The sequence below is a fragment of the Robertkochia marina genome, from assembly GCF_004799345.1.
Classification (GTDB): domain Bacteria; phylum Bacteroidota; class Bacteroidia; order Flavobacteriales; family Flavobacteriaceae; genus Robertkochia; species Robertkochia marina.
Genome location: NZ_SSMC01000002.1, coordinates 604,324 through 624,500 on the forward strand (window position 1 = coordinate 604,324; position 20,177 = coordinate 624,500).

At 42.9% G+C, this 20,177-nt stretch carries 16 protein-coding genes; 7 read left to right on the plus strand and 9 right to left on the minus strand.

Annotated elements, in window-relative coordinates; genetic code table 11:
• Positions 1-4 precede the first annotated feature (4 nt).
• Genes E7Z59_RS09090 through E7Z59_RS09105 form a run of 4 tightly spaced genes read right to left on the minus strand, consistent with a single transcriptional unit; the run spans position 5 to position 3,850 of the window.
• On the minus strand, positions 5-679 hold the full coding sequence (locus tag E7Z59_RS09090; protein ID WP_394346655.1) for a YggS family pyridoxal phosphate-dependent enzyme: 675 nt from the start codon (positions 677-679) through the stop codon (positions 5-7).
• 25 nt (positions 680-704) lie between these two features.
• The gene (locus E7Z59_RS09095; RefSeq protein WP_136336000.1) at positions 705-1,922 is read right to left on the minus strand and encodes a DUF1015 domain-containing protein; all 1,218 of its coding nucleotides are present in this window, start codon (positions 1,920-1,922) and stop codon (positions 705-707) included.
• Between the two features lie 36 nt (positions 1,923-1,958).
• Positions 1,959-2,846, minus strand: coding sequence for a 3-hydroxybutyryl-CoA dehydrogenase (locus E7Z59_RS09100; RefSeq protein ID WP_136336001.1), 888 nt, complete (start codon positions 2,844-2,846; stop codon positions 1,959-1,961).
• A 32-nt stretch (positions 2,847-2,878) separates the two neighbouring features.
• The gene (locus tag E7Z59_RS09105; protein ID WP_136336002.1) at positions 2,879-3,850 is read right to left on the minus strand and encodes a Gfo/Idh/MocA family protein; all 972 of its coding nucleotides are present in this window, start codon (positions 3,848-3,850) and stop codon (positions 2,879-2,881) included.
• 141 nt (positions 3,851-3,991) lie between these two features.
• Here E7Z59_RS09105 and E7Z59_RS09110 point away from each other — a divergent pair, with 141 nt between their 5' ends.
• Positions 3,992-4,633: a protein-L-isoaspartate(D-aspartate) O-methyltransferase gene (locus E7Z59_RS09110; RefSeq protein ID WP_136336003.1), complete on the plus strand. Its 642-nt coding sequence runs from the start codon at positions 3,992-3,994 to the stop codon at positions 4,631-4,633.
• On the opposite strand, the gene smpB is transcribed toward E7Z59_RS09110, so the two are convergent.
• Positions 4,630-5,088: an SsrA-binding protein SmpB gene (gene smpB, locus E7Z59_RS09115; protein WP_136336004.1), complete on the minus strand. Its 459-nt coding sequence runs from the start codon at positions 5,086-5,088 to the stop codon at positions 4,630-4,632. The two genes, E7Z59_RS09110 and smpB, sit on opposite strands and share 4 nt — an antisense overlap.
• 118 nt (positions 5,089-5,206) lie before the next feature.
• On the opposite strand from smpB, the gene E7Z59_RS09120 reads away from it, so the two are divergent.
• Positions 5,207-5,947 (plus strand): DUF6503 family protein, encoded by a 741-nt coding sequence (locus E7Z59_RS09120; protein WP_136336005.1) that lies wholly within the window; start codon positions 5,207-5,209, stop codon positions 5,945-5,947.
• Here E7Z59_RS09120 and E7Z59_RS09125 read toward each other — a convergent pair.
• On the minus strand, positions 5,907-6,479 hold the full coding sequence (locus tag E7Z59_RS09125) for a SixA phosphatase family protein (RefSeq protein ID WP_168731272.1): 573 nt from the start codon (positions 6,477-6,479) through the stop codon (positions 5,907-5,909). The genes E7Z59_RS09120 and E7Z59_RS09125 overlap by 41 nt on opposite strands.
• Positions 6,480-6,701: 222 nt before the next feature.
• Here E7Z59_RS09125 and E7Z59_RS09130 point away from each other — a divergent pair, with 222 nt between their 5' ends.
• Both E7Z59_RS09130 and E7Z59_RS09135 read left to right on the plus strand, forming a co-directional pair.
• The gene (locus tag E7Z59_RS09130) at positions 6,702-8,849 is read left to right on the plus strand and encodes an Ig-like domain-containing protein (RefSeq protein ID WP_136336007.1); all 2,148 of its coding nucleotides are present in this window, start codon (positions 6,702-6,704) and stop codon (positions 8,847-8,849) included.
• Positions 8,850-8,868: 19 nt separating this feature from the next.
• Positions 8,869-10,599 (plus strand): PorP/SprF family type IX secretion system membrane protein, encoded by a 1,731-nt coding sequence (locus E7Z59_RS09135; RefSeq protein WP_136336008.1) that lies wholly within the window; start codon positions 8,869-8,871, stop codon positions 10,597-10,599.
• A 55-nt stretch (positions 10,600-10,654) separates the two neighbouring features.
• Here the strand turns inward: E7Z59_RS09135 and hutI are convergent, their stop codons facing one another.
• A complete protein-coding gene (gene hutI, locus E7Z59_RS09140; protein ID WP_136336009.1) occupies positions 10,655-11,890 on the minus strand; it encodes an imidazolonepropionase in 1,236 nt (411 codons plus the stop codon).
• Between the two features lie 85 nt (positions 11,891-11,975).
• Between hutI and pta the strand changes: the two genes are divergently transcribed.
• Positions 11,976-14,069 carry a phosphate acetyltransferase gene (pta, locus tag E7Z59_RS09145; RefSeq protein ID WP_136336010.1) on the plus strand — a complete coding sequence of 698 codons (2,094 nt, stop codon included), beginning with the start codon at positions 11,976-11,978 and terminating at the stop codon, positions 14,067-14,069.
• 22 nt (positions 14,070-14,091) lie between these two features.
• Entirely contained in the window at positions 14,092-15,276 is a 1,185-nt protein-coding gene (locus E7Z59_RS09150; RefSeq protein WP_136336011.1) for an acetate/propionate family kinase, read from the plus strand.
• Between the two features lie 189 nt (positions 15,277-15,465).
• On the opposite strand, the gene fumC is transcribed toward E7Z59_RS09150, so the two are convergent.
• Positions 15,466-16,863: a class II fumarate hydratase gene (gene fumC / locus E7Z59_RS09155; RefSeq protein ID WP_136336012.1), complete on the minus strand. Its 1,398-nt coding sequence runs from the start codon at positions 16,861-16,863 to the stop codon at positions 15,466-15,468.
• Between the two features lie 268 nt (positions 16,864-17,131).
• Between fumC and E7Z59_RS15255 the strand changes: the two genes are divergently transcribed.
• Positions 17,132-17,305: a hypothetical protein gene (locus E7Z59_RS15255; RefSeq protein ID WP_168731273.1), complete on the plus strand. Its 174-nt coding sequence runs from the start codon at positions 17,132-17,134 to the stop codon at positions 17,303-17,305.
• A 255-nt stretch (positions 17,306-17,560) separates the two neighbouring features.
• Here the strand turns inward: E7Z59_RS15255 and E7Z59_RS09160 are convergent, their stop codons facing one another.
• The gene (locus E7Z59_RS09160) at positions 17,561-20,062 is read right to left on the minus strand and encodes an outer membrane beta-barrel family protein (protein ID WP_136336013.1); all 2,502 of its coding nucleotides are present in this window, start codon (positions 20,060-20,062) and stop codon (positions 17,561-17,563) included.
• Positions 20,063-20,177: the final 115 nt, after the last annotated feature.

Sequence of the window (20,177 nt, forward strand, 5' to 3'; positions counted from 1 at the left end):
TATTTTATTGATAATTACGCTCTCCGAAAATACTGCTTCCAATTCTGACCATGGTACTTCCACATTCTACGGCCAGTTCATAATCGCCACTCATACCCATGGAAAGTACCTCCATACTGAGGTGAGGCCATGATTCCTGATCTTTTTTCAGGCTTTCGAAGAGTTGCTTAAGATAGGAAAATTCACTTTGAACGACCTCCTGCTTATCGGTAAATGTAGCCATACCCATAAGTCCTTTAATATGCACATATTTCATCTGGCTAAAAGCCTCAGAAGCGAGTAATTCCTTTAGCTCTTCTTCGTCGAGTCCGAATTTCGATTCTTCCCTGGCAATATGAATTTGCAGCAGGCAATTTATTACCCGATCCTGCTTTTTGGCCTGCTTCTCGATCTCTTTTAGAAGTTTCAAACTGTCTACCCCATGAATCATGTGTACAAAAGGAGCCATATATTTTACCTTATTACGCTGTACGTGACCTATCATATGCCATCTGATATCCTTAGGAAGGTTCTCGTATTTCGCCGTCATTTCCTGAACCTTATTCTCGCCAAAGTCACGATGACCGGCACGGTAAGCTTCCATGATATCCTCTTCGGGTTTGGTCTTGGATACAGCTATAAGCGTAACATTTTGCGGTAAATTTGATTTGATCGTATTTAGTTTCTCTGCTATCATCAGGTCTTTCTGCTTTTGGGTCAATATATTAAAATTCAAATACAGTAAGAGCACTTTTTAGTTTAGGCTCGATATAGGTTGACTTTGGCGGCATTCGTAGTCCCTTATCAGCAACGGCTTTAAGTTGCTCAAAACTAACCGGGAAATGGGTAAACCCTACCTCATATAACCCCTCATCAATAAGATTCTTCATCTTAAGTTCTCCGTTAAGGCTGTGTATATAAGTAATGCGCTTACTGCGTCGCATACTCTTGATGTTGAGAATAGGTTTTAGTACCGTACGCTGTAGAATGTTTGGAGGAAGATCTTTTAATGGATGATCTTTCAGGAATTGATCTCTCAGGGTAAGGCTGTAAAACCCACCATCCAGATACATGGTGAATTCCAAAGGGTTGGTTGGTTCCAGGTGCTGCGATACTTTTTCTTCAACAATAAAAAAACGATCGAGAGCTATTAGAAAATCGGCCTTACTGAGTCCGTTCAGGTCGTGTACTAACCTGGTAAATCCACTGATTCGAACCTGAGAGGCTGCGGCAAACAAACTCATAACATAGGCTGAATCCTGATGCCCGTCTTGAGTGCTCTCTTTGTACATTTTTGCAGAAGAAGAGATACGATGATGCCCGTCTGCAATGTAAATAGTATTCATTTTCTCCAGATAATTGCTGATACGTTCAATGGCGGTCTGGTCAGTGATACGCCAGAGGCGGTGTTTCTGTTTATCCGGAGTGGTGAAATTAAGACAGGGTTCGTTTGCCCTCAGTTTTTCCAGGTATTCCTGTAATGTACTATCGTCATCATGTACCAATAAGACTGGGTCTGTTTGAATTCTGGTAGTTCTCAGGTAATCCTGGAAGATCTCTACCCTTGCCTTCAGCGTTTTTTCATGAGGCTTTACCCTTGATTTTTCGTAATGAGACAGATGAAGATTGCCCAAAAGTCCCATGCAGCTTAAGGTATCATGATCTAATTGGTAGAGAAAAAGGGCTTGCTGATCGTCTTTGACGAGCACTTTTTCCTGAACGAATTCCAGGTACCTGTTTCTAACCAGGATATTCCTGTCTTCTCCGGTAACCTCTTTATTATAACGGTGCCCGGGGTTGATGACCTGAAGAAAAGAATAAGGATTGTATTTAAGTATCGCTTGAAGTTCCTCCGGAGAATAGCTCCTAAGGTCCCTTGTCACCACATGGGCAACTTTGTCCGGAACCGGTATGACGGCTCTGAATGGATTTATCAGGAACATAGGTATTACTTTTCTCCGAAGGTACTTAATTTATATTCAGCTGAATTGGGCTGATGGGGTTTCTGCTTTTCGCGAGGCAGAATAATCGTAGAAACCTTCCCCGGATTTTACACCCAGCTTCCCGGCCATAACCATATTCACCAATAGAGGGCATGGGGCGTATTTTGGATTTTTAAAGCCGTCGTAAAGAACGTTTAGAATAGATAAGCAAACATCAAGACCAATAAAATCGGCAAGCTGTAATGGCCCCATGGGATGTGCCATCCCCAGTTTCATAACCGTATCGATCTCTTTTACCCCGGCAACACCGTTGTAAAGCGTTTCAATAGCTTCGTTGATCATCGGCATCAGGATTCTGTTGGCTACAAAACCCGGATAATCATTAGCCGCTACCGGAACCTTATTCAGTTTTTCTGATAAGGACATCACGGTGCTGGTCACCTCATCAGAAGTATTGTATCCTCTTATCACTTCCACGAGTTTCATGATCGGCACCGGGTTCATAAAGTGCATCCCTATTACCTTATCGGCACGTTTGGTAGCGGTGGCAATTTTAGTGATGGAGATTGAACTGGTATTGGTAGCCAGAATAGCCTCGCTCTTACAAATTTCGTCAAGTTGTTCAAAGATCTTGAGCTTAAGGTTCTCGTTCTCTGTTGCGGCCTCCACAACAAGGTCGGTATCTTTTGCACCTTCTTCAAGGCTTGTATAAGTAGTTATGGCGTTAAGGGTTGCTTCTTTTTTAGCTTCGTCAATACTTCCCTTGCTAACCATTCTGTCAAGGTTTTTGGTGATGGTGCTCATTCCTTTTTCGAGAGAAGCTTCAGAAATATCAATAAGATTTACATCATAATCGAATTGAGCGAAGGTATGAGCAATTCCATTACCCATGGTACCTGCACCAATTACTGCGATCTTTTTCATGTATTCGTAAAATTTATAGTGTTTGTTTCAGCTTAATTTTTTTGTTCAACGAGTCGAACGATCTCCATGGCAACCCTCAGAGCCTCGGTTCCTTGTTCAAGGGTTACCGGAGGAGTGGTATTGTTGTTAATGGCATGAGCAAAGGCCTCCAGTTCATCTAAAATAGCATTGTTCTGGGTAACCTTCGGGTTCTCGAAGTAGATCTGTTTTTTAATGCCCTCGGCATTCTGCAACACCAGGGCGTATTCGTCCGGGTTTTCAGGGGCATCCTTCATTTTGACTACCTCTACCTTTTTCTCCAGAAAGTCAACCGAGATATAGGCGTCTCTCTGAAAAAATCGGGACTTTCTCATGTTTTTCAGTGATATTCTGCTGGCAGTAAGATTTGCCACACAACCGTTCTCAAATTCAATTCGGGCATTCGCAATATCGGGAGAGTTCGAGATCACATCAACACCACTGGCTACAATATTAGAAACCTTTGATCTGACTACGCTCAGAATAATATCAATGTCGTGTATCATGAGATCGAGTACCACAGGAACATCAGTCCCTCTCGGGTTGAATTCTGCCAGGCGGTGGGTCTCTATGAACATAGGATTCTCCAGTTTGCCCATAACCGACATAAATGCAGGATTAAATCGTTCAACATGTCCAACCTGCCCTTTGACGCCCTTTGCAGTTGCAAGTTCTATGATCGATCTGGCTTCCTCCACTGTTTTAGTGATGGGCTTTTCCAGGAAAATATGTTTGCCTTTTTCAATAGCTTTCACCGCACAATCATAATGCGAGAGGGTTGGAGTAACAATGTCTACCATGTCTACCTCTTCTAATAGGGCATCGATAGTGGAGAAGTACTTATATCCAAATTCTGCCGCAACCTTTTTTGCGTTGGTTTCATCGGGATCAAAAAAACCTACCAGGTCATATTGATCAGATAGTTGTAATAATTTTAGGTGAATTTTGCCCAGGTGACCGGCACCAAGAACCCCTGCTTTAAGCATAGAACGATGTTTTTCACAAAAATAAACTTCTAATGGCATTCTTTCAACCTGAAGCCCTATTAATTTTAAGAACAGGGCCCGACTTTGGGCAGAATAAATGAGATAATTGTTAATTTTACCCCCTCTAAAATCCAACCGATCTTGAAAGATAGTCTGAAACATCAGGGCATGAGAAATAAACTCGTGCAAACCCTTGAATCCAAAGGTATCAAAGATAAACGTGTATTGGCGGCTATTGCGAATATTCCACGGCACCTGTTTATGGATAGTAGTTTTGAAGACCATGCCTACCAGGATAAAGCCTTTCCCATAGCTGCAGATCAAACCATTTCTCAGCCATACACGGTGGCGTTTCAAACCGAATTATTGGAAGTTGCCCCCGGTGATAAGATCCTGGAAATAGGAACCGGAAGCGGATATCAGAGTGCGGTTCTTCTTGAAATAGGAGCCCTGGTATATACCATAGAGAGACAGCACGAACTGTTTAAAAAAACCAGCCGATTTCTACCTAAACTGGGGTATAAGCCAAAGCGCATGATCTTTGGCGATGGTTATAAAGGCCTTGAAGAGGAAGCCCCTTTTCACGGGATCATTGTTACCGCAGGAGCTCCATTTGTTCCAAAACCTTTGCTCTCACAATTGAAAATAGGAGGTAAATTGGTTATACCGGTGGGCGATGAAGTTCAGGTAATGACGCGGTTTGTTCGTAAATCAGCAACAGAATTCGAGAAGACAGAATACGGTGATTTTCGTTTCGTACCTATGTTGGAAGATAAAAACTAGTTATAGGCCTTCTTAATACGGTCAAGCTGTCTTTTACTGTCTCTGTCCTTAATGGACTCTCTTTTGTCATAGAGCTTTTTACCCTTGGCAAGGGCAACTTGCATTTTGGCCAAGCCACGGTCGTTAATGAACACCCGGAGGGGTATAATAGTGAGCCCGGAGGTTTTTACCTGCTTGTGCCACTTACGCAGTTCCTGCTTGTTTAAGAGTAATTTACGTTCGCTCTTAGGCTGGTGGTTAAAATGCGTGGCATGATCATATTCCTGAATGGTCATATTGATCACAAATAATTCTCCCTTGTCATTGAATTCACAAAAACTTTCGGCAATAGAGGCCTTGCCCTGACGAATTGATTTGATCTCTGAACCTGCCAGAACAATACCGGCTGTATAGGTGTCCAGGATCTCATATTCGAAGCGCGCTCGTTTATTCTTGATGTTAACCGTGTTCTTCATAGTTGGTTCAAATTTAAGAACAATATGTGAATTCCCTCTATTTCCGAAGAAATGAAGTTTTGTTATCTAAACTGTATATTTGCGACCTAATTAAAAGCATTGATAAAAATAGCATAGCATGAAATACCTACCTGTGATCCTGGTGTTGGCCCTGAGTATACTATCCTGTTCTCCGGATGCTACTGAAATCGTGAACAGATCCCTTGAAAGCTCGGGGAGTGCCAATTTAGAAGGTAAGGAAATCCGTTTTGAGTTCAGAGATAAGAAGTACCGCTCTGCCAGAGAAAACGGCAAATTCTTGTTGGAACGAACTTTTGTACAGGATTCTTTTCAGGTAAGAGACGTGATAACCAATGATGGCTTTCAACGTTTTCTCAATAACAACCCGGCTGAGGTGGCAGATAGCATGGCGGTGAAATATGCCAATTCAGTGAATTCAGTACACTACTTCGCTTATCTGCCTTACGGCCTTAATGACAAGGCGGTTAACAAAGAAATATTGGAGGCGGTTGAGATCAATGGAACCCCTTATTATAAGATCAAAGTTTGGTTTGATCAGGAAGGTGGGGGTACTGACTTTGAAGATGTATTTCTGTATTGGATAAATCAGAATACCTTTAAGGTAGACTTTCTGGCTTATGAATATCATACCAATGGCGGTGGTATGAGATTCAGAGAAGCTTTTAACAGACGAAGCATTGAAGGAATTGACTTTTCTGATTATCGCAATTTTAAACCCCGGTCAAAAGAGGCTTCCCTGTATCAACTGGACAGCCTCTTTCAGGAGGATGATTTAGAGTTGCTCTCGGTAATAGAACTTAAGGAAGTTCTTGTGGCACCATGTGATTCCTGTTTATAGGCTCGGGTTGCAGAAGTATGCTTTCGGCATTCTGACCTTTAACATGCACGATATAGAGATTTGCATTGTTCGTATCTTCAATTTGAGAATACTTTTCCTCACCTAAAAGAGCGTTGGCAATGCCGGGAATCGTATTACTGTGTCCAACCACAAGTACGTGCCCTCCCTTATGTTGAGCTATCCATTCTTTAACAAGGGCAGCACCATTTTCGTAGATCATTGTGTTTAACTGTTTTGATGCTGCCGTTGGCTCAGCAGTCTGCCTGGTTCTTGCATAATCTGTACTGTAAACAGCTGAAAAAGGCACCTCCCTGAACAGATCACTCCAATAGTTGGCCCTTAATTGCCCTTCCGGGGTGAGAGCCGGGTCTTTTTCTTCCGGGTCACTTCGGTCTTTCTCTGCATGTCTTATTAAATAAAATACGGTGGATGATTCCTCTTCGATCTGTTGACCATTCTTTTTGGAAGAGGAATTGCAGGCTGTGAGGGCGAACAATAAACACAGGATTGGTAATAGTCTGAATAGTTGCATGGATTTTGTTTTTTTCTGAAAGATAACAGAATTCGCGGTTATAGGTGTATGTATACTACTCTGACTTAATTTTTGAACGACGTATCGATGTATTAAAAAAGTGTATTTCATCGATATTTTTGTCATTTAATCGGGTTTTGTGATTTTTTGTACTACATTCATTAGTGTAATTGTAGGAAAAATCAAGTTAAGAACACTTGGTAGCTACAGAAAACTTAACCTATGAAAAAACATTACTTTGCCCTAATAGTCTTGTTTTTAGCCGCGGTTAATGGTTACTCCCAAACCTTGAACCAACCTGTGCTGAATTTTAGCCATGCCTGTATTAGTGATTCCTTCAGAAACTTTGAAGTGGCATTCTCTTTTTCTGAAAAATCTTTTTCTTCCGGGAATACTTTTTATATAGAGCTTTCTGACGAGCAGGGAGATTTTTCACAGGCAGAGGTGCTTGCTACCCTTTCAGACAAAAATACCTCATTCGAGTTTACACATTCTCTTGAGTTTGCCACGACCATGGCAGGTTCGGGATACCGTATCAGAATACGTTCTACCGTTCCGGCATTAACCAGTGAACCTTCTAAGCCTTTTGATGCCTATTATGTACCATCAGAATACCTGGTGCTTAATAATTACGAGACTTCGAGTTTTTGCGGTTCAGAACCCGTATTACTGGAACTTGACAAAGATGTTGCCAACAGGTATATATGGTTTAAAGACGGCGCATATTATACAGAAACAGAACTTCCTTACCTGGAAGTGAATACAGCCGGAAACTATTATGCTGAACCCTTTTACGGAGCCTGTTCCGGATCTGTTGTTTCTAATATTGTATCTGTTGAGGCCCTCGATGCCATGCAGGTAGTTCTTGCCATACCCAGCGAGATCGTTGCCTGTTCCGGACAGGAAATTATGTTAAAGGCCGAGAATGATCAACCGGGGTACACCTATCAATGGTTTCGAAACGGACAACCGGTATCGGCCATACAAACTTCTGCTTCTGATTATTCTTTCAGCGCTTCCGGCAGTACTTTAGGAACCTATTTTTTAGAGGTAACCAATGAGTTCGGATGTACCATTACTTCTGATCCGGTTATGATCTCAGGGAATGAGATCCAAGTAAGTACGATCGCTCCGCTTAAGTCGGTGCTCATTGGAGAAGCCATTGCAGAATTAAAGATCACGACGAATCGTAATGACCTTGAGATATCATGGTTTAAAAATGGTGCTGAAGTAGCAAAAGATATCAATCTTACCCAATTTGCTGCCATTGATGAAGGTCAGTACCATGCAGTACTTAAAGATGTTAATGGTTGTGCCATGGAGGTTTATTCTCCAACTTTTCAGGTATTTGAGCCGGTAAACTTTAGTGCCGAAATAGATTTTGATGGTTCTTATATGGCCTGTGACAATACAGCTGCAATTCTTTCTTTAAACCAGCTTACTGGTTCGCTCTCTAATGGAGATGAAATTAGTATAGGTGAAGATCTTTATGCGAATTTTGATTTCTCCTGGTTAAAAGAAGGGGTTGCTACAGGAATAACAGGACCCGTCATTCAATTAGACCATTACACGGCAGGGGGAGTGTATACCCTGGAGGTAAATTACAAGGGCGAATCCTATTTCTCAGTTGCAAAAGAAGCGTATATAGGCTTGGAGAAACCCAATCTTTACCTGGAGGAAGTCCTGACTTGTTCTGCTCCTGCAATGCTGAGGGTTGATGAATATCAGGATGTTATTTACAATTGGTATCGTGATAATGAATTGGTGCACTCAGGTATGGATGCGGTTTATTCAGCCCAGGCAGAAGGAGTGTATCGTGTAGAAATGGAATATATGGGTTGCCTGTCTGTTTCTGAGCCTGTAGAAGTAGTTCCAGAGGCACTTAATACTATTGAGATCTACCCGGGAGAGCGTATTTTCCTGGTACCTGATAAAGAACTTGAAGTGGTTGCCAGTGGGGCAGATAGTTATACCTGGTTGAACGCTGAGGGCGATATTCTCTCTCAGGAGGCAGCCTTACATATTTCAGAGGATGGGATATACCACCTCAGAGCCGAATCGGGCGGGTGTGTCATAGAAAAAACCGTAGAAGTCAATTACGATTACGTAAGCGCTATTCCTAATGTGGTTACACCTAATAATGATGCTATAAATGATCGATGGGTATTGCCGGGTAAATTTCTCGAGGACCCCGATCTGGAGGTGATTATATGTGATTCTTACGGACAGCCGGTACTGCGAACCAAAAGTTATGACAACAGCTGGCCTCAGTCAATGGATCAAATACCTGCACAGGATTCCAATTACTACTACATCCTGAACAAAGGGGGTAAGAGCGTTCAGAAGGGGGTAATTACCCTGCTTCGATAAATCATTAAGTATTTCTGATATGAAATTTACAGATAAAGGCATTTGCCTGTTACTGTTGCTGTTAACCGTGCAGGCATTCTCTCAGGTAACCAATAATTCTGTTACCCTCGATTGGCGACAGCACAACCTGAACAAATACAACCGTATGCTGTTCAACCCGGCCTACAGTATATCCCGTGAACAGGGAAGGGCGTTGAGTTTCTGGAGCCGTATACAATGGGCTGGGGTAAACAATGCGCCTCAGACCTTCCTGCTCAATTACTCCGGGAAGATAGGTGAAAATGCCGGGGCAGGATTAGGACTTTATCAACAAAACCTGGGACTCTTAACTGATTCCGGGCTATTGATGAATTATGCTTATCAGGTTCAGTTTTCCGAAAAGGTGCATTTGACTCTGGGGTTAAACTCCACTTTGTTTCGAAGAGGACTTAATCAAACGGCTTTGAGTGCTGCTGACCCGGATCCGGCCATCCTTGAAAATCAAAATGATTTTCTTTGGCTGTTCATGCCTGGAATGACCCTGAGCGCGGGTAAGTTCGATCTGGGATTCTATGCCGAAAATCTTTTTGATTACAACTTGAATGAGTCCCGTTCTGTAACCGGGTTCAATGGTAAGATCTACTCAGGTCACCTGGCTTTCAACCAGCGGTTTGTGAATGCCTTTGGCATTATGAGAGATGCAGTTTGGCGGGGCGTTGTATACGCTAAGACACAACCTAATGAAGTAGCCCAATACGGAGGGAATACCATGATAGACCTTCCTAAATATGGATGGTTTCAAATGGGTTATAACAATACCTACGGAGTTAACGGGGTGTTGGGTGTCAAGATAGGAGGCGGTATGAGCATAGCTCTGACCTACGAATCCGGCTGGAAAAACGGTATCAATAATTTCGGGCCTACTTATGAGGCAATGGCAACGATTGAATTGGGCAATTCTTCACCTAAGCCCAGGACAGCTGCCGTAGTTCAGGACACTCAGAATGCAAGTGCTGTGAAAGAGCATGATAATGAAATGTCGGATGTCACTATGGAAGAACAGGTATCTGAAATGGAAGCCATTGCCCAAACATTAAACACCGGTTATGCTGTAATAGGAGGAGCGATATCAGATAAGGATGAGCAATCGAACGATACTACAACCTCTGTAGCAACTGCAGCCATTCCTGATCCTGATATGAATAGGGCATTGACGCAAAATGAAGAAGAAATGAAGCAAGCACTGTTAGATAAGGTCCTGACAGATATTGATAATGAAGATGTTCTGGTTGAATCTTCAGATTCGCATGAAACCACTACAGATCACAATGAAGATCTTAAGAATAAACATCAAGAGCATCGCGATATGGCGCAATACCTGGGTTTATTAGCTTCGTTGGAGGATGTGCCTGAAGATTATGAGAAGCAAACCTATCTTGAAGGGGAGGAGGAAGCTATTTCACCGGAAGGAGAAAAGAATGAAAACGAAAATGAAAAAAGTTCCAGCTATCGAGTACTTAACGCAGGAGAAGGTGTAAAGAAAGGGTTTTATCTGGTGGTAAATGTTTTTGCTGAAGACAGGTATTTTAAAGAGTTCACAGAGGACCTGAGATCTCGCGGATTAGAACCATTACATTTTTTGAACCCTGATAATAATTACCAATATGTGTATTTGGCCTACGCCGATAATTATTATAGGGCCAAGCAATTACAGCGATCTCATTTTAATGGGAAGTACCGTGAAGAAAAATGGGTTTTATGGGTTAAATAATGTGCTAAAGTCCTGCTGAATTAGCAGTAATGGCACAAATATGACTTCCATGGGTCTATATTTCCTTTCCTTCAAGGATCACCTGATGAATGTTGGTATTACCAAAATCATAGGGCAGATACCCGTAGGAAGGTATACTTTTAGTAATGATCAGGTTTGCCTTTTTTCCTTTGGTAATACTGCCGTGTGTAGCTTCAAGTCCCATAGCATAGGCGGCATTAACAGTGGCGGCATTAATCGCCTCCTCCGGGGTCATGTTCATTTTAATACAAGCGGTGGCAATGACAAGGTTCATATTACCGCTGGGAGATGTTCCCGGATTATAATCTGAGGCCAGGGCAAGAGGCAGTCCTGCATCGATCATTCTGCGGGCGGGTGTATAGGGAATAGAGATAAAAAAGGAGCATAAAGGAAGGGCTACAGGCATGGTGTCACTGTTTTTGAGTGCTGCAATATCCTCCTCGTTGATGATCTCCAGGTGATCTACACTTAAGGCATTGTGTTTTACGGCAGCCGGTACGCCGCCTGTAATATTAAATTGATTAACATGAACCTTTGCTTTCAGATCGAATTTTTTTGAAGCCCGGAGCAAACGTTCCATATCCTCTACCGAGAAATACCCTTTTTCACAAAATATATCAACGAAATCAGCAAGCTTTTCTTCTGCCACAGCCGGCAGCATTTCATTGATTACCACATTCATGTATTCATCTCGATTACCTTTATGTGCAGCCGGAACGGCGTGTGCCCCCAGGAATGTTGCCTTTATGGTTGCCGGAAAATCTGCCTGCAACCTTTTGATTACCCTAAGCATCTTAAGTTCGGCCTCGGGAGTTAGTCCATAACCACTTTTGATCTCTATGGCCCCGGTTCCCTGGGCCATAACCTGTTCTAATCTCAATTTTGATTGCTCGTACAGGTCATCTTCCGGAGTTTCCTGCAGTCGTTTTGCGGAGTTTAAAATACCTCCACCTTTGCTGGCGATCTCTTCATAGGTTAAACCGTTGATACGGTCAACGAATTCCTGTTCCCGGTTACCGGCGTAAACAAGGTGTGTGTGACTGTCAATCCACGCAGGAAGCATAAATTTTCCCTGAAGATCTATGATGCGATCTGCCGAAACGGCGTCGGCATAACGCATTTCTCCAAAATCGGCTATGGTATCATTCTCCACCAACAAAAAGGCATCCTGAAGCCTGGGAAGAATGTTCATTTCATTGCCACTGAGATAGGTAGTGCTATGATCTCTGATCTGCAGTAATTCTCCGATGTTTATGTAGAGGGTTCTCATATGCTGTTTTAGTCACTCAAAGGTATTAAAACATTTAGGAAACCTCTTTTCAATACTGTAAATTTGAAAGAGAAAGCAAATTGTTATGAATAAAGGATTATATATCGCCACCCTGGAGGCTAACAGTGGAAAATCTCTAATTACCCTGGGCCTTATGAGAACCTTATTGGGTAAGGTTACTAAAGTTGCCTATTACAGGCCCATCATTGAAGATCTTCCTGAAGGGGTCAAAGATAATCACATTGATACCGTATTAACTTATTACGATCTGCCTCTAACCTATAAGGAGGCTTATTCGTTTACCCGGTCAGAAGTGATCCAAATGCGCAACAAAGGACAGTCAGGCGATATCATTAATGCCATTATAGATCGGTATAAACAGTTGGAGGCTGCTTATGACATGGTCCTTATAGAAGGTTCAGACTATTCAGGTGAGGGCAGTGTTTTCGAGTTTGATGTCAATGTACTTATCGCTAAAAACCTGGGGGTGCCAACCATCATTGTGGCCAGTGGAGTAAATAAGACCCGGGATGAATTGCTGGGAAGTATGGAAATGGCCTATAAAACCTTTGTTGATAAGGATGTAGATGTAGTGGCCTTGATCGCTAATAAGATACAGCCCGAAAACCTTGAGGTGGCCTCTACCGGAATGCAGGAATTTCTGCCGGAGAATGTGGCTGCCTTTGCCATTCCCATGGTAGAGACACTGGCGCATCCAACGGTAAAAGAGATCATGCATGCCCTGGAAGGCAAGGTGGTGATCGGGGAGGAGTATCTCGATAATCAGGTAGGAAGTTACGGAGTGGGTGCCATGCAATTGCGTAATTATTTACAACACCTCAATAATGACAGCCTTGTTATCACTCCCGGAGATCGGGCTGATGTGATTCTCGGAGCCCTGCAAGCCAATATTTCTACCAACTATCCACGAATTTCCGGTATTGTACTCACCGGAGGCTTGCTGCCCGAGCCCTCGATCATTAAGCTAATAGATGGTTTGTCGCAGGTAGTACCTATAATATCAGTTCAGTTAGGTACTTTTAATGCCACCAACCAAATTGGTAATATTCAGGCCAATATATACGCCAGTAGTACCCAGAAAATAGAAACCTCTATTGATACCTTTATGAAGTTTGTCGATTTTGATTCTGTTCTGGAACACCTGATCAACCTGCAGCCAAAAGGCATAACCCCTCGCATGTTTCAGTATGATCTGATGAAGAGGGCACAAAAGGAGAAAAAACATATTGTGCTTCCTGAGGGTACAGATGATCGCATCCTTATTTCAACCTCCCGTCTGGTAGCTATGGATATTGTGGATATTACGCTCTTAGGGGATCCGGTCAAGATCGAGGAGAAAATTGTTCAACTGGGAATTAATTTCCCCAACCGAAAACCCCAGATCATTAACCCGGTAGACTCCGAGCATTTTGAAGATTATGTGAACACCTTTTACGAACTGCGAAAACACAAGAATATCAACCTTGATATTGCCAAGGATATGATGAGTGATGTATCCTATTTCGGAACCATGATGATCTATAAAGGGCACGCCGACGGAATGGTGTCTGGTGCGGTTCATACCACCCAGCATACGATCAGGCCGGCTCTTCAATTTATAAAAACCAAACCCGGGGTAAGCGTGGTGTCTTCTATTTTCTTTATGTGTCTCCCTGACAGGGTATCTGTTTTTGGAGATTGTGCCATTAACCCGAACCCTACCGCTGAACAATTGGCTGAAATAGCAATTTCTTCTGCAGACAGTACAAAAGCCTTCGGGATTGAGCCTAAGGTGGCAATGTTGTCGTATTCTTCCGGTACATCGGGAAAAGGGGAGGATGTAGATCGGGTGCGTGAAGCCACGGAGATCGTAAAATCGCAACGTCCAGATCTGAAGGTAGAAGGGCCCATACAATATGACGCAGCTGTTGACCGGACTGTGGGGCGCAGTAAATTGCCTGACTCTGAAGTAGCAGGGCAGGCCAATGTACTTATATTTCCCGATCTCAACACCGGAAACAACACCTATAAGGCAGTACAGCGCGAAACAGGTGCCCTTGCTATTGGTCCGATGCTCCAGGGACTTAATAAACCGGTAAACGACCTTAGCCGTGGATGTACAACAGACGATGTTTTTAATACCGTGATCCTGACCGCTATACAGGCTCAAGGTATTTAATTCTTAAAAAGATTTTTACAAGATGAATGCAATTCTAGTGATTAATTCCGGCAGCTCCTCCATAAAACTTCAAGTGATAAAAATGCCCAGTGAAACAGTGGTTGCTTCCGGACTTATTGAGCGAATAGGGCTTGAAAATTCAGCACTTCACCTAACGATAAAAGGGACCAAAAAATCAAAAGAACTTGAAATCCCCGATCATGAAACAGGACTTAAAGAGATCACCAGAATGCTTCTTGACAAGGAGAATGGGGTCATAAAGAATACTGCAGAGATCAAAGCTGTAGGGCATAGGGTGGTGCATGGTGGTGCCGCCTTTTCTGATACCATAGAAGTGAATGATGCCGTTAAAGAAAGTATTAAGGAACTTTTTTCGCTGGCCCCCTTACACAATCCGCCCAATTATAAAGGAATAGAGGTGGCAGAAAAAATATTTCCAGAGGCCAAACAGGTGGCCGTATTTGATACCGCCTTTCATCAAAGTATCCCGTTAAAAGCCAAGAAATATGCTATTCCTAACGAGTTCCAGGACAAACACGGACTACAGGTATACGGTTTTCACGGTATAAGTCATAAATATGTCTCTGAAAAGGCAGGTGAATTTCTTAAAAAGAAACAAGGAAAGTATATAACCATTCACCTGGGTAATGGATGCAGTATCACTGCTACGAAAAATGGAAAGAGTATTGATCATTCTCTGGGATTTGGTCCGGTAAACGGATTGATCATGGGTACCAGAAGCGGTGATATCGATCAGTCGGTTATCTTTTATATGATAGAGAAATTAGGGTACACGGCAGAAGAAGTGAGTGAAATACTTCACAAGAAGAGTGGGATGCTGGGGCTTACGGGAATGAGCGATCTCAGGGATATCGAGGAAGCAGCAGAGAAGGGCGATGAAGCATGTCAACTGGCTTTGGAGATGAACGCCTATCGCATTAAAAAGTATATCGGGGCCTATATGGCTGCCATGAACGGGGTAGATGCCATTGTATTTACAGCCGGGATAGGGGAGAACAGTGATATCTTAAGGGAACTGGTATGCAGAGATATGGAGTATCTGGGCATTGAACTGGAACCGTATAAGAATAACATACGCTCCAAAGAACCCCGGGTGATCAGCAAGGAAAACTCCAGAGTTGCAGTCTTAGTAGTGCCTACCAACGAAGAATTGGAAATCGCGAAGCAAACGTATGAATTATTGTAGGTTACAGTAAGCAGTTTGCAGTTTTCGGTTCTCAGTTCTCAGTGAATAAGTTCGTGACAATGAATTGGCACCTGAATATAACAGGCCTGTATGAGAAAATTTAACCTTAAGTCATAAAACTGCAGACTGTAATCTGCAAACTGTTTACTGCAAAAAAAAAAGGAGCCCTATAGCTCCTTTTTTTGTGATCTATTTCAAAGATCCAACCATATCTTCCGGTTTTACCCACTCATCAAATTCTTCTGAGGTGAGATGTCCGAGAGCTAAGGCAGCTTCTTTGAGGGTAGTACCTTCTTCATGCGCTTTATTAGCGATCTCTGCCGCCTTGTAATACCCTATTTTGGTGTTAAGGGCTGTAACAAGCATCAAAGAATTGTTTACCAATTCATCGATTCTCTTTTGGTTCGGCTCAATGCCTGCCACACAGTTCTTCTCAAAACTAATGCAGGCATCTCCTATAAGTCGGGCAGACTGCAACAGGTTGGCTGCCATCATAGGTTTGAAAACATTAAGTTCATAATGCCCCTGGGTACCTCCAACAGTAATGGCAACATCATTACCCATTACCTGGGCGCACACCATGGTAATGGCTTCACTTTGGGTCGGATTAACCTTTCCGGGCATGATAGAACTTCCCGGTTCGTTGGCCGGTATAATGATCTCGCCAATACCTGAACGTGGACCAGAGGCCATCATACGAATATCGTTGGCGATCTTATTTAAGGAAACGGCGAGCTGTTTTAAAGCACCGTGAGTTTCAACAATGGCATCATGGGCAGCCAGGGCTTCAAATTTGTTCTCGGCGGTTTTAAACGGCAACTCGGTAAATTGCGCAATGTATTTGGCAACCAGCTCGGCATACCCCTCAGGAGTATTGATCCCTGTACCTACTGCGGTTCCTCCCAGAGCCAGTTCTGAAAGGTGCTCCAGGGTGTTATTCAAGGCTGTAAGACCATGATCCAACTGAGAAACATATCCCGAAAATTCCTGTCCAAGGGTCAGCGGGGTAGCATCCATCAGGTGGGTACGCCCGATCTTAACCACATTCTTAAACTCTTCGGCCTTTTTTTGAAGGGTGTTACGAAGCTGTGTAACTCCTGGAATGGTGGTTTCTACGATCATTTTGTAGCTGGCAATATGCATCCCGGTAGGGAAGGTATCATTAGACGATTGTGATTTGTTCACATCATCGTTGGGTTGCAGGGTCTTTTCGCCCTCACCAATGGTTTTTCCTGCCAGTTGATGTGCTCTGTTGGCTACCACCTCATTCACATTCATATTACTCTGGGTGCCCGAACCTGTTTGCCAGATCACCAGTGGAAACTGATCATCGTGCTTTCCGGCCAGGATCTCATCACAAACTGCTCCGATCAGGTCGCGCTTTTCTTCAGGAAGCACGCCCAGTTCGCAGTTGGTATAAGCAGCTGCTTTTTTCAGGTAGGCAAACCCGTAAACCACCTCTAAAGGCATACTTGCCGGGGCTCCGATCTTAAAATTATTTCGGGATCTTTCGGTTTGTGCCCCCCACAATTTGTCGGCGGGAACCTTAACCTCTCCCATGGTATCTTTTTCTATTCTGTATTCCATAAGAAGTATTGATTTTTGATCAGCACAAATTTACATTTTTTCAGGGGGTAAGCCTTGGAGTATTCCGTGTTTTTCATAAGGCATTTCTTTAAAGGTAATCACGGCCTTAACCATTGATTGTTAATCTATTCGATGGGCGCAATACCCGGTGTTACCGGTATGGTGGCATTTTCAGCGAAAATTGTACCTCAAATTATTCAGGAAATTGCAGGGTTAACTAAAGAATTGTGGTTATCTTTGACGCGAATTCAGAAAATTTCCGGAAACTATGTTCGAATTTGATCAGTATCTTGGCTTTTTAGCCTTCTTAACCATCCTAACTATCGGGTTCTGGTTGATGATCTTTCTTTTAACCTTCGTGATCCCTTATTGGGTAGGAGGTTCTATCATTGAAATGATCAAGGAGAAAAGAGCTGCTAAAAAAGCTGAACGAGAAGAATAAAAAAAGGAAGCGCAACGCTTCCTTTTTTTGTATCATAAACCTTTTGCAATTCCCTTCGCAACTCCGCTTCTTCATTGAGCTCAAATTCCAACTCAAACTCGTTACTGAAACTCATTCCTCAACCTCAAGACCAAAAAAAGGGAAGCTATGCTTCCCCTTAATGATCTGGTTTCATACTTTTCTAAACTGCAAACTGCAAACTGCAAACTGCAAACTGCAAACTGCAAACTGCAACTCGTTCCTCAAACTCAAACTCTAGAACCCTCCTTCATCATCATCGCCATAATCATTTCCTCGGCCCCTTTGCTGCTGACGTTTCGTTTGGTTAAAGCGGTATACAAATCCAACCTGGAATTGTCTTACACGCCATTGGGTTTCGCTGGTTGAAGTTACTCTGGGAGTTTCTGAAACCGAACGACGTACACCTGAGTTAAACACGTCATTTACGTTAAAACTAATGGTTGCATTGTCCTTGAATATATCCTTGGCAAAGGCAACATTTAGGATAAACAGACCTTCTGTTCTTGACTGGGCATTCTCGCTGGGGCCTCTGTAGAAAGCATTGGTTTGCCAGTCGATCTTTCCGGGCAAGGTAACCTTGGCATTCATACGGGCGAACCAGCTTAAATTGGAGGCACCGAAATCAGTGCCGTTATATTCACCGTCTTTGACGAATCTGAATACGTTCGCACTGGTGTTGATACGCATCCATTTGGAAGGATTCCATAATACTGCGGCCTCACCACCATATCGTTCTTCAGATGATAAGTTGATAGGAGTTCGTCTTAAGATCGGAATATTATCTGAGGTAACTTCTCCTGTTTCTTCGGTGATCCACTCAAAGCTATCCGTTTCAAGCTGATAATACACCGATGTGGTTAGTGTTAGCTTGTCCCATCGCTTAAGGTACCCAAGATCAAAGGTGTTGGCGTAAGCGGGGTTCAAAGAAGGATTTCCCTGGAAAATATTGGTACGACTGGACTGTGATGGGAAAGGGTTAATCTGCCAGCTTCTGGGGCGGTTTATACGACGGTTATACCCAAGGGTAATATTTTCGCTTTCTCCAAATTCCCAGGTGAGGTTGGCCGTTGGGAAAAGTCCCAGGAAATTTTTATCGAAATTAGGATCAAACGGAAAGTCTACTTCATTTTCATTAAAGTCAACGCTCCCTATGAGTCGTGTGTTTTCCAGACGTAACCCAGCCAGGAAAGAGAACTTTCCAAATTTGTTTCCGTATTGGGTGTAGAATGCATTGATGTTTTGCTCGAAATTGAAAGTATTAGTCAATCCGAAATTTACTACGACCTCTCCAAAATCAGGTAGCGTTGGATCGAGCTGCAGTCCCTGCAACAGATAATCGGTTTCTGAGTTTTCGAAAGATCCCCGATAACCCGCTTCAAAGCGTGCATTTTCTCCTATAGGTAATACATAGTCTGCCTGCACCAGGTAGTCATTCTGTTCCTGGATCTCAAAAACATCATCATCTCTTATCAGGGAATCCTGGGGAGCAAAGATACGCTCTTCAATAGGCGTGTTTACATCTTCTTTATCTTCAGAATACTGAAGGTCTACGGTAAGATTGTGACCATCTTCATTGAAATTGTGTCTGAAGTTCAGTGACGTTTGATAACTTCGGTCTTCTTCATTCTCTTCTTCTGTACTTACTGATTGATCGAAGGAACCATCTGCATAGAAACGATCATTGATATTGGTAGTCAGGTCAACTCCGTCACTCAGCCTGGTAAAAAAGCTGGCAGTAACAGAGGTTTGTTCTGTGATAAAATATTCTGTTCCAATGTTCAGGTTGAATCCATTGCTGGTGCGGTCCCAGTCTCTTTCTTCGGTGATCCTGTCAAAATTACTGCTTCCGGGATTGTAAATATTATCATTTAAAGCACGACCGGGAGAATTTCTGTAGCGATACCCTATGGTATTGAAGAAATTAAACTTTTTTGTACGGTAATTCAGGTTTGAAGTTGCCTGAAAACTTTCAGGGTACCCTCCATTAGCCTGGAATGTTCCGTTGAATCCAAGGGTCTTATCTCGCTTAAGCACAATATTCAATATACCTGCTGTTCCTTCCGCATCATAACGTGCAGAAGGACTTGTAATAACCTCTATTCTTTCTATGGCATCTGCCGGTAGTTGTTGAAGGGCATCGGTAGATCCGAATCCGGCCAAAGCAGACGGACGACCATTGATAAGAATTCGAACGTTTTGGTTTCCTCTTAAAGAGATACCACCTTCAACATCAACTGCTACAGAAGGAACATTGTTTAAGGCATCAGAAATGGTGGCTCCGGCATTGGTGAGATCTTTACCTACGTTGTAGACCTTTTTATCAAGCTTGATCTCTACCGTAGTTCTTTCTCCGGTTACTTCTACCGCTTCCAGGGTAGAAACGTCAAGGCTAAGGGAGATGGTTCCCAGGTCATTTCTTCCCCTGAGCATTCGGTCTTTAACCTCGTAAGTTTTGTATGAAATAAACTCTACCCGTATGTTATAACGTCCGGCCGGTGCTTCTACTTCAAACTTTCCTTCTGCATCTGTAATACCTCCTGTGATATTATTCGGGTCTTCTGTACTTTGAAGCACAAGGGTTGCAAATTCAAGGGGCTGGCCGTTCTCTTTATCAATTACCTTCCCTGTTATTGTGGTTCTGCGTTGTGCATCGCCACCGGGCTCCTGCCCAAAAGAAAAAATGCCGCATCCCAGCAGTACGAATAGGAGTGCAGCTACCCTAAGCCATTGTCTCATAGTTAGTTAGTGTCTAAAGATTTTTTTGATTCGTTAAACACAAATGTAAATGATGAAGTCTATGCCCGGTATTAATGCTATGTTAATAAAAAACCGAAATGATGTCATTTCGGTT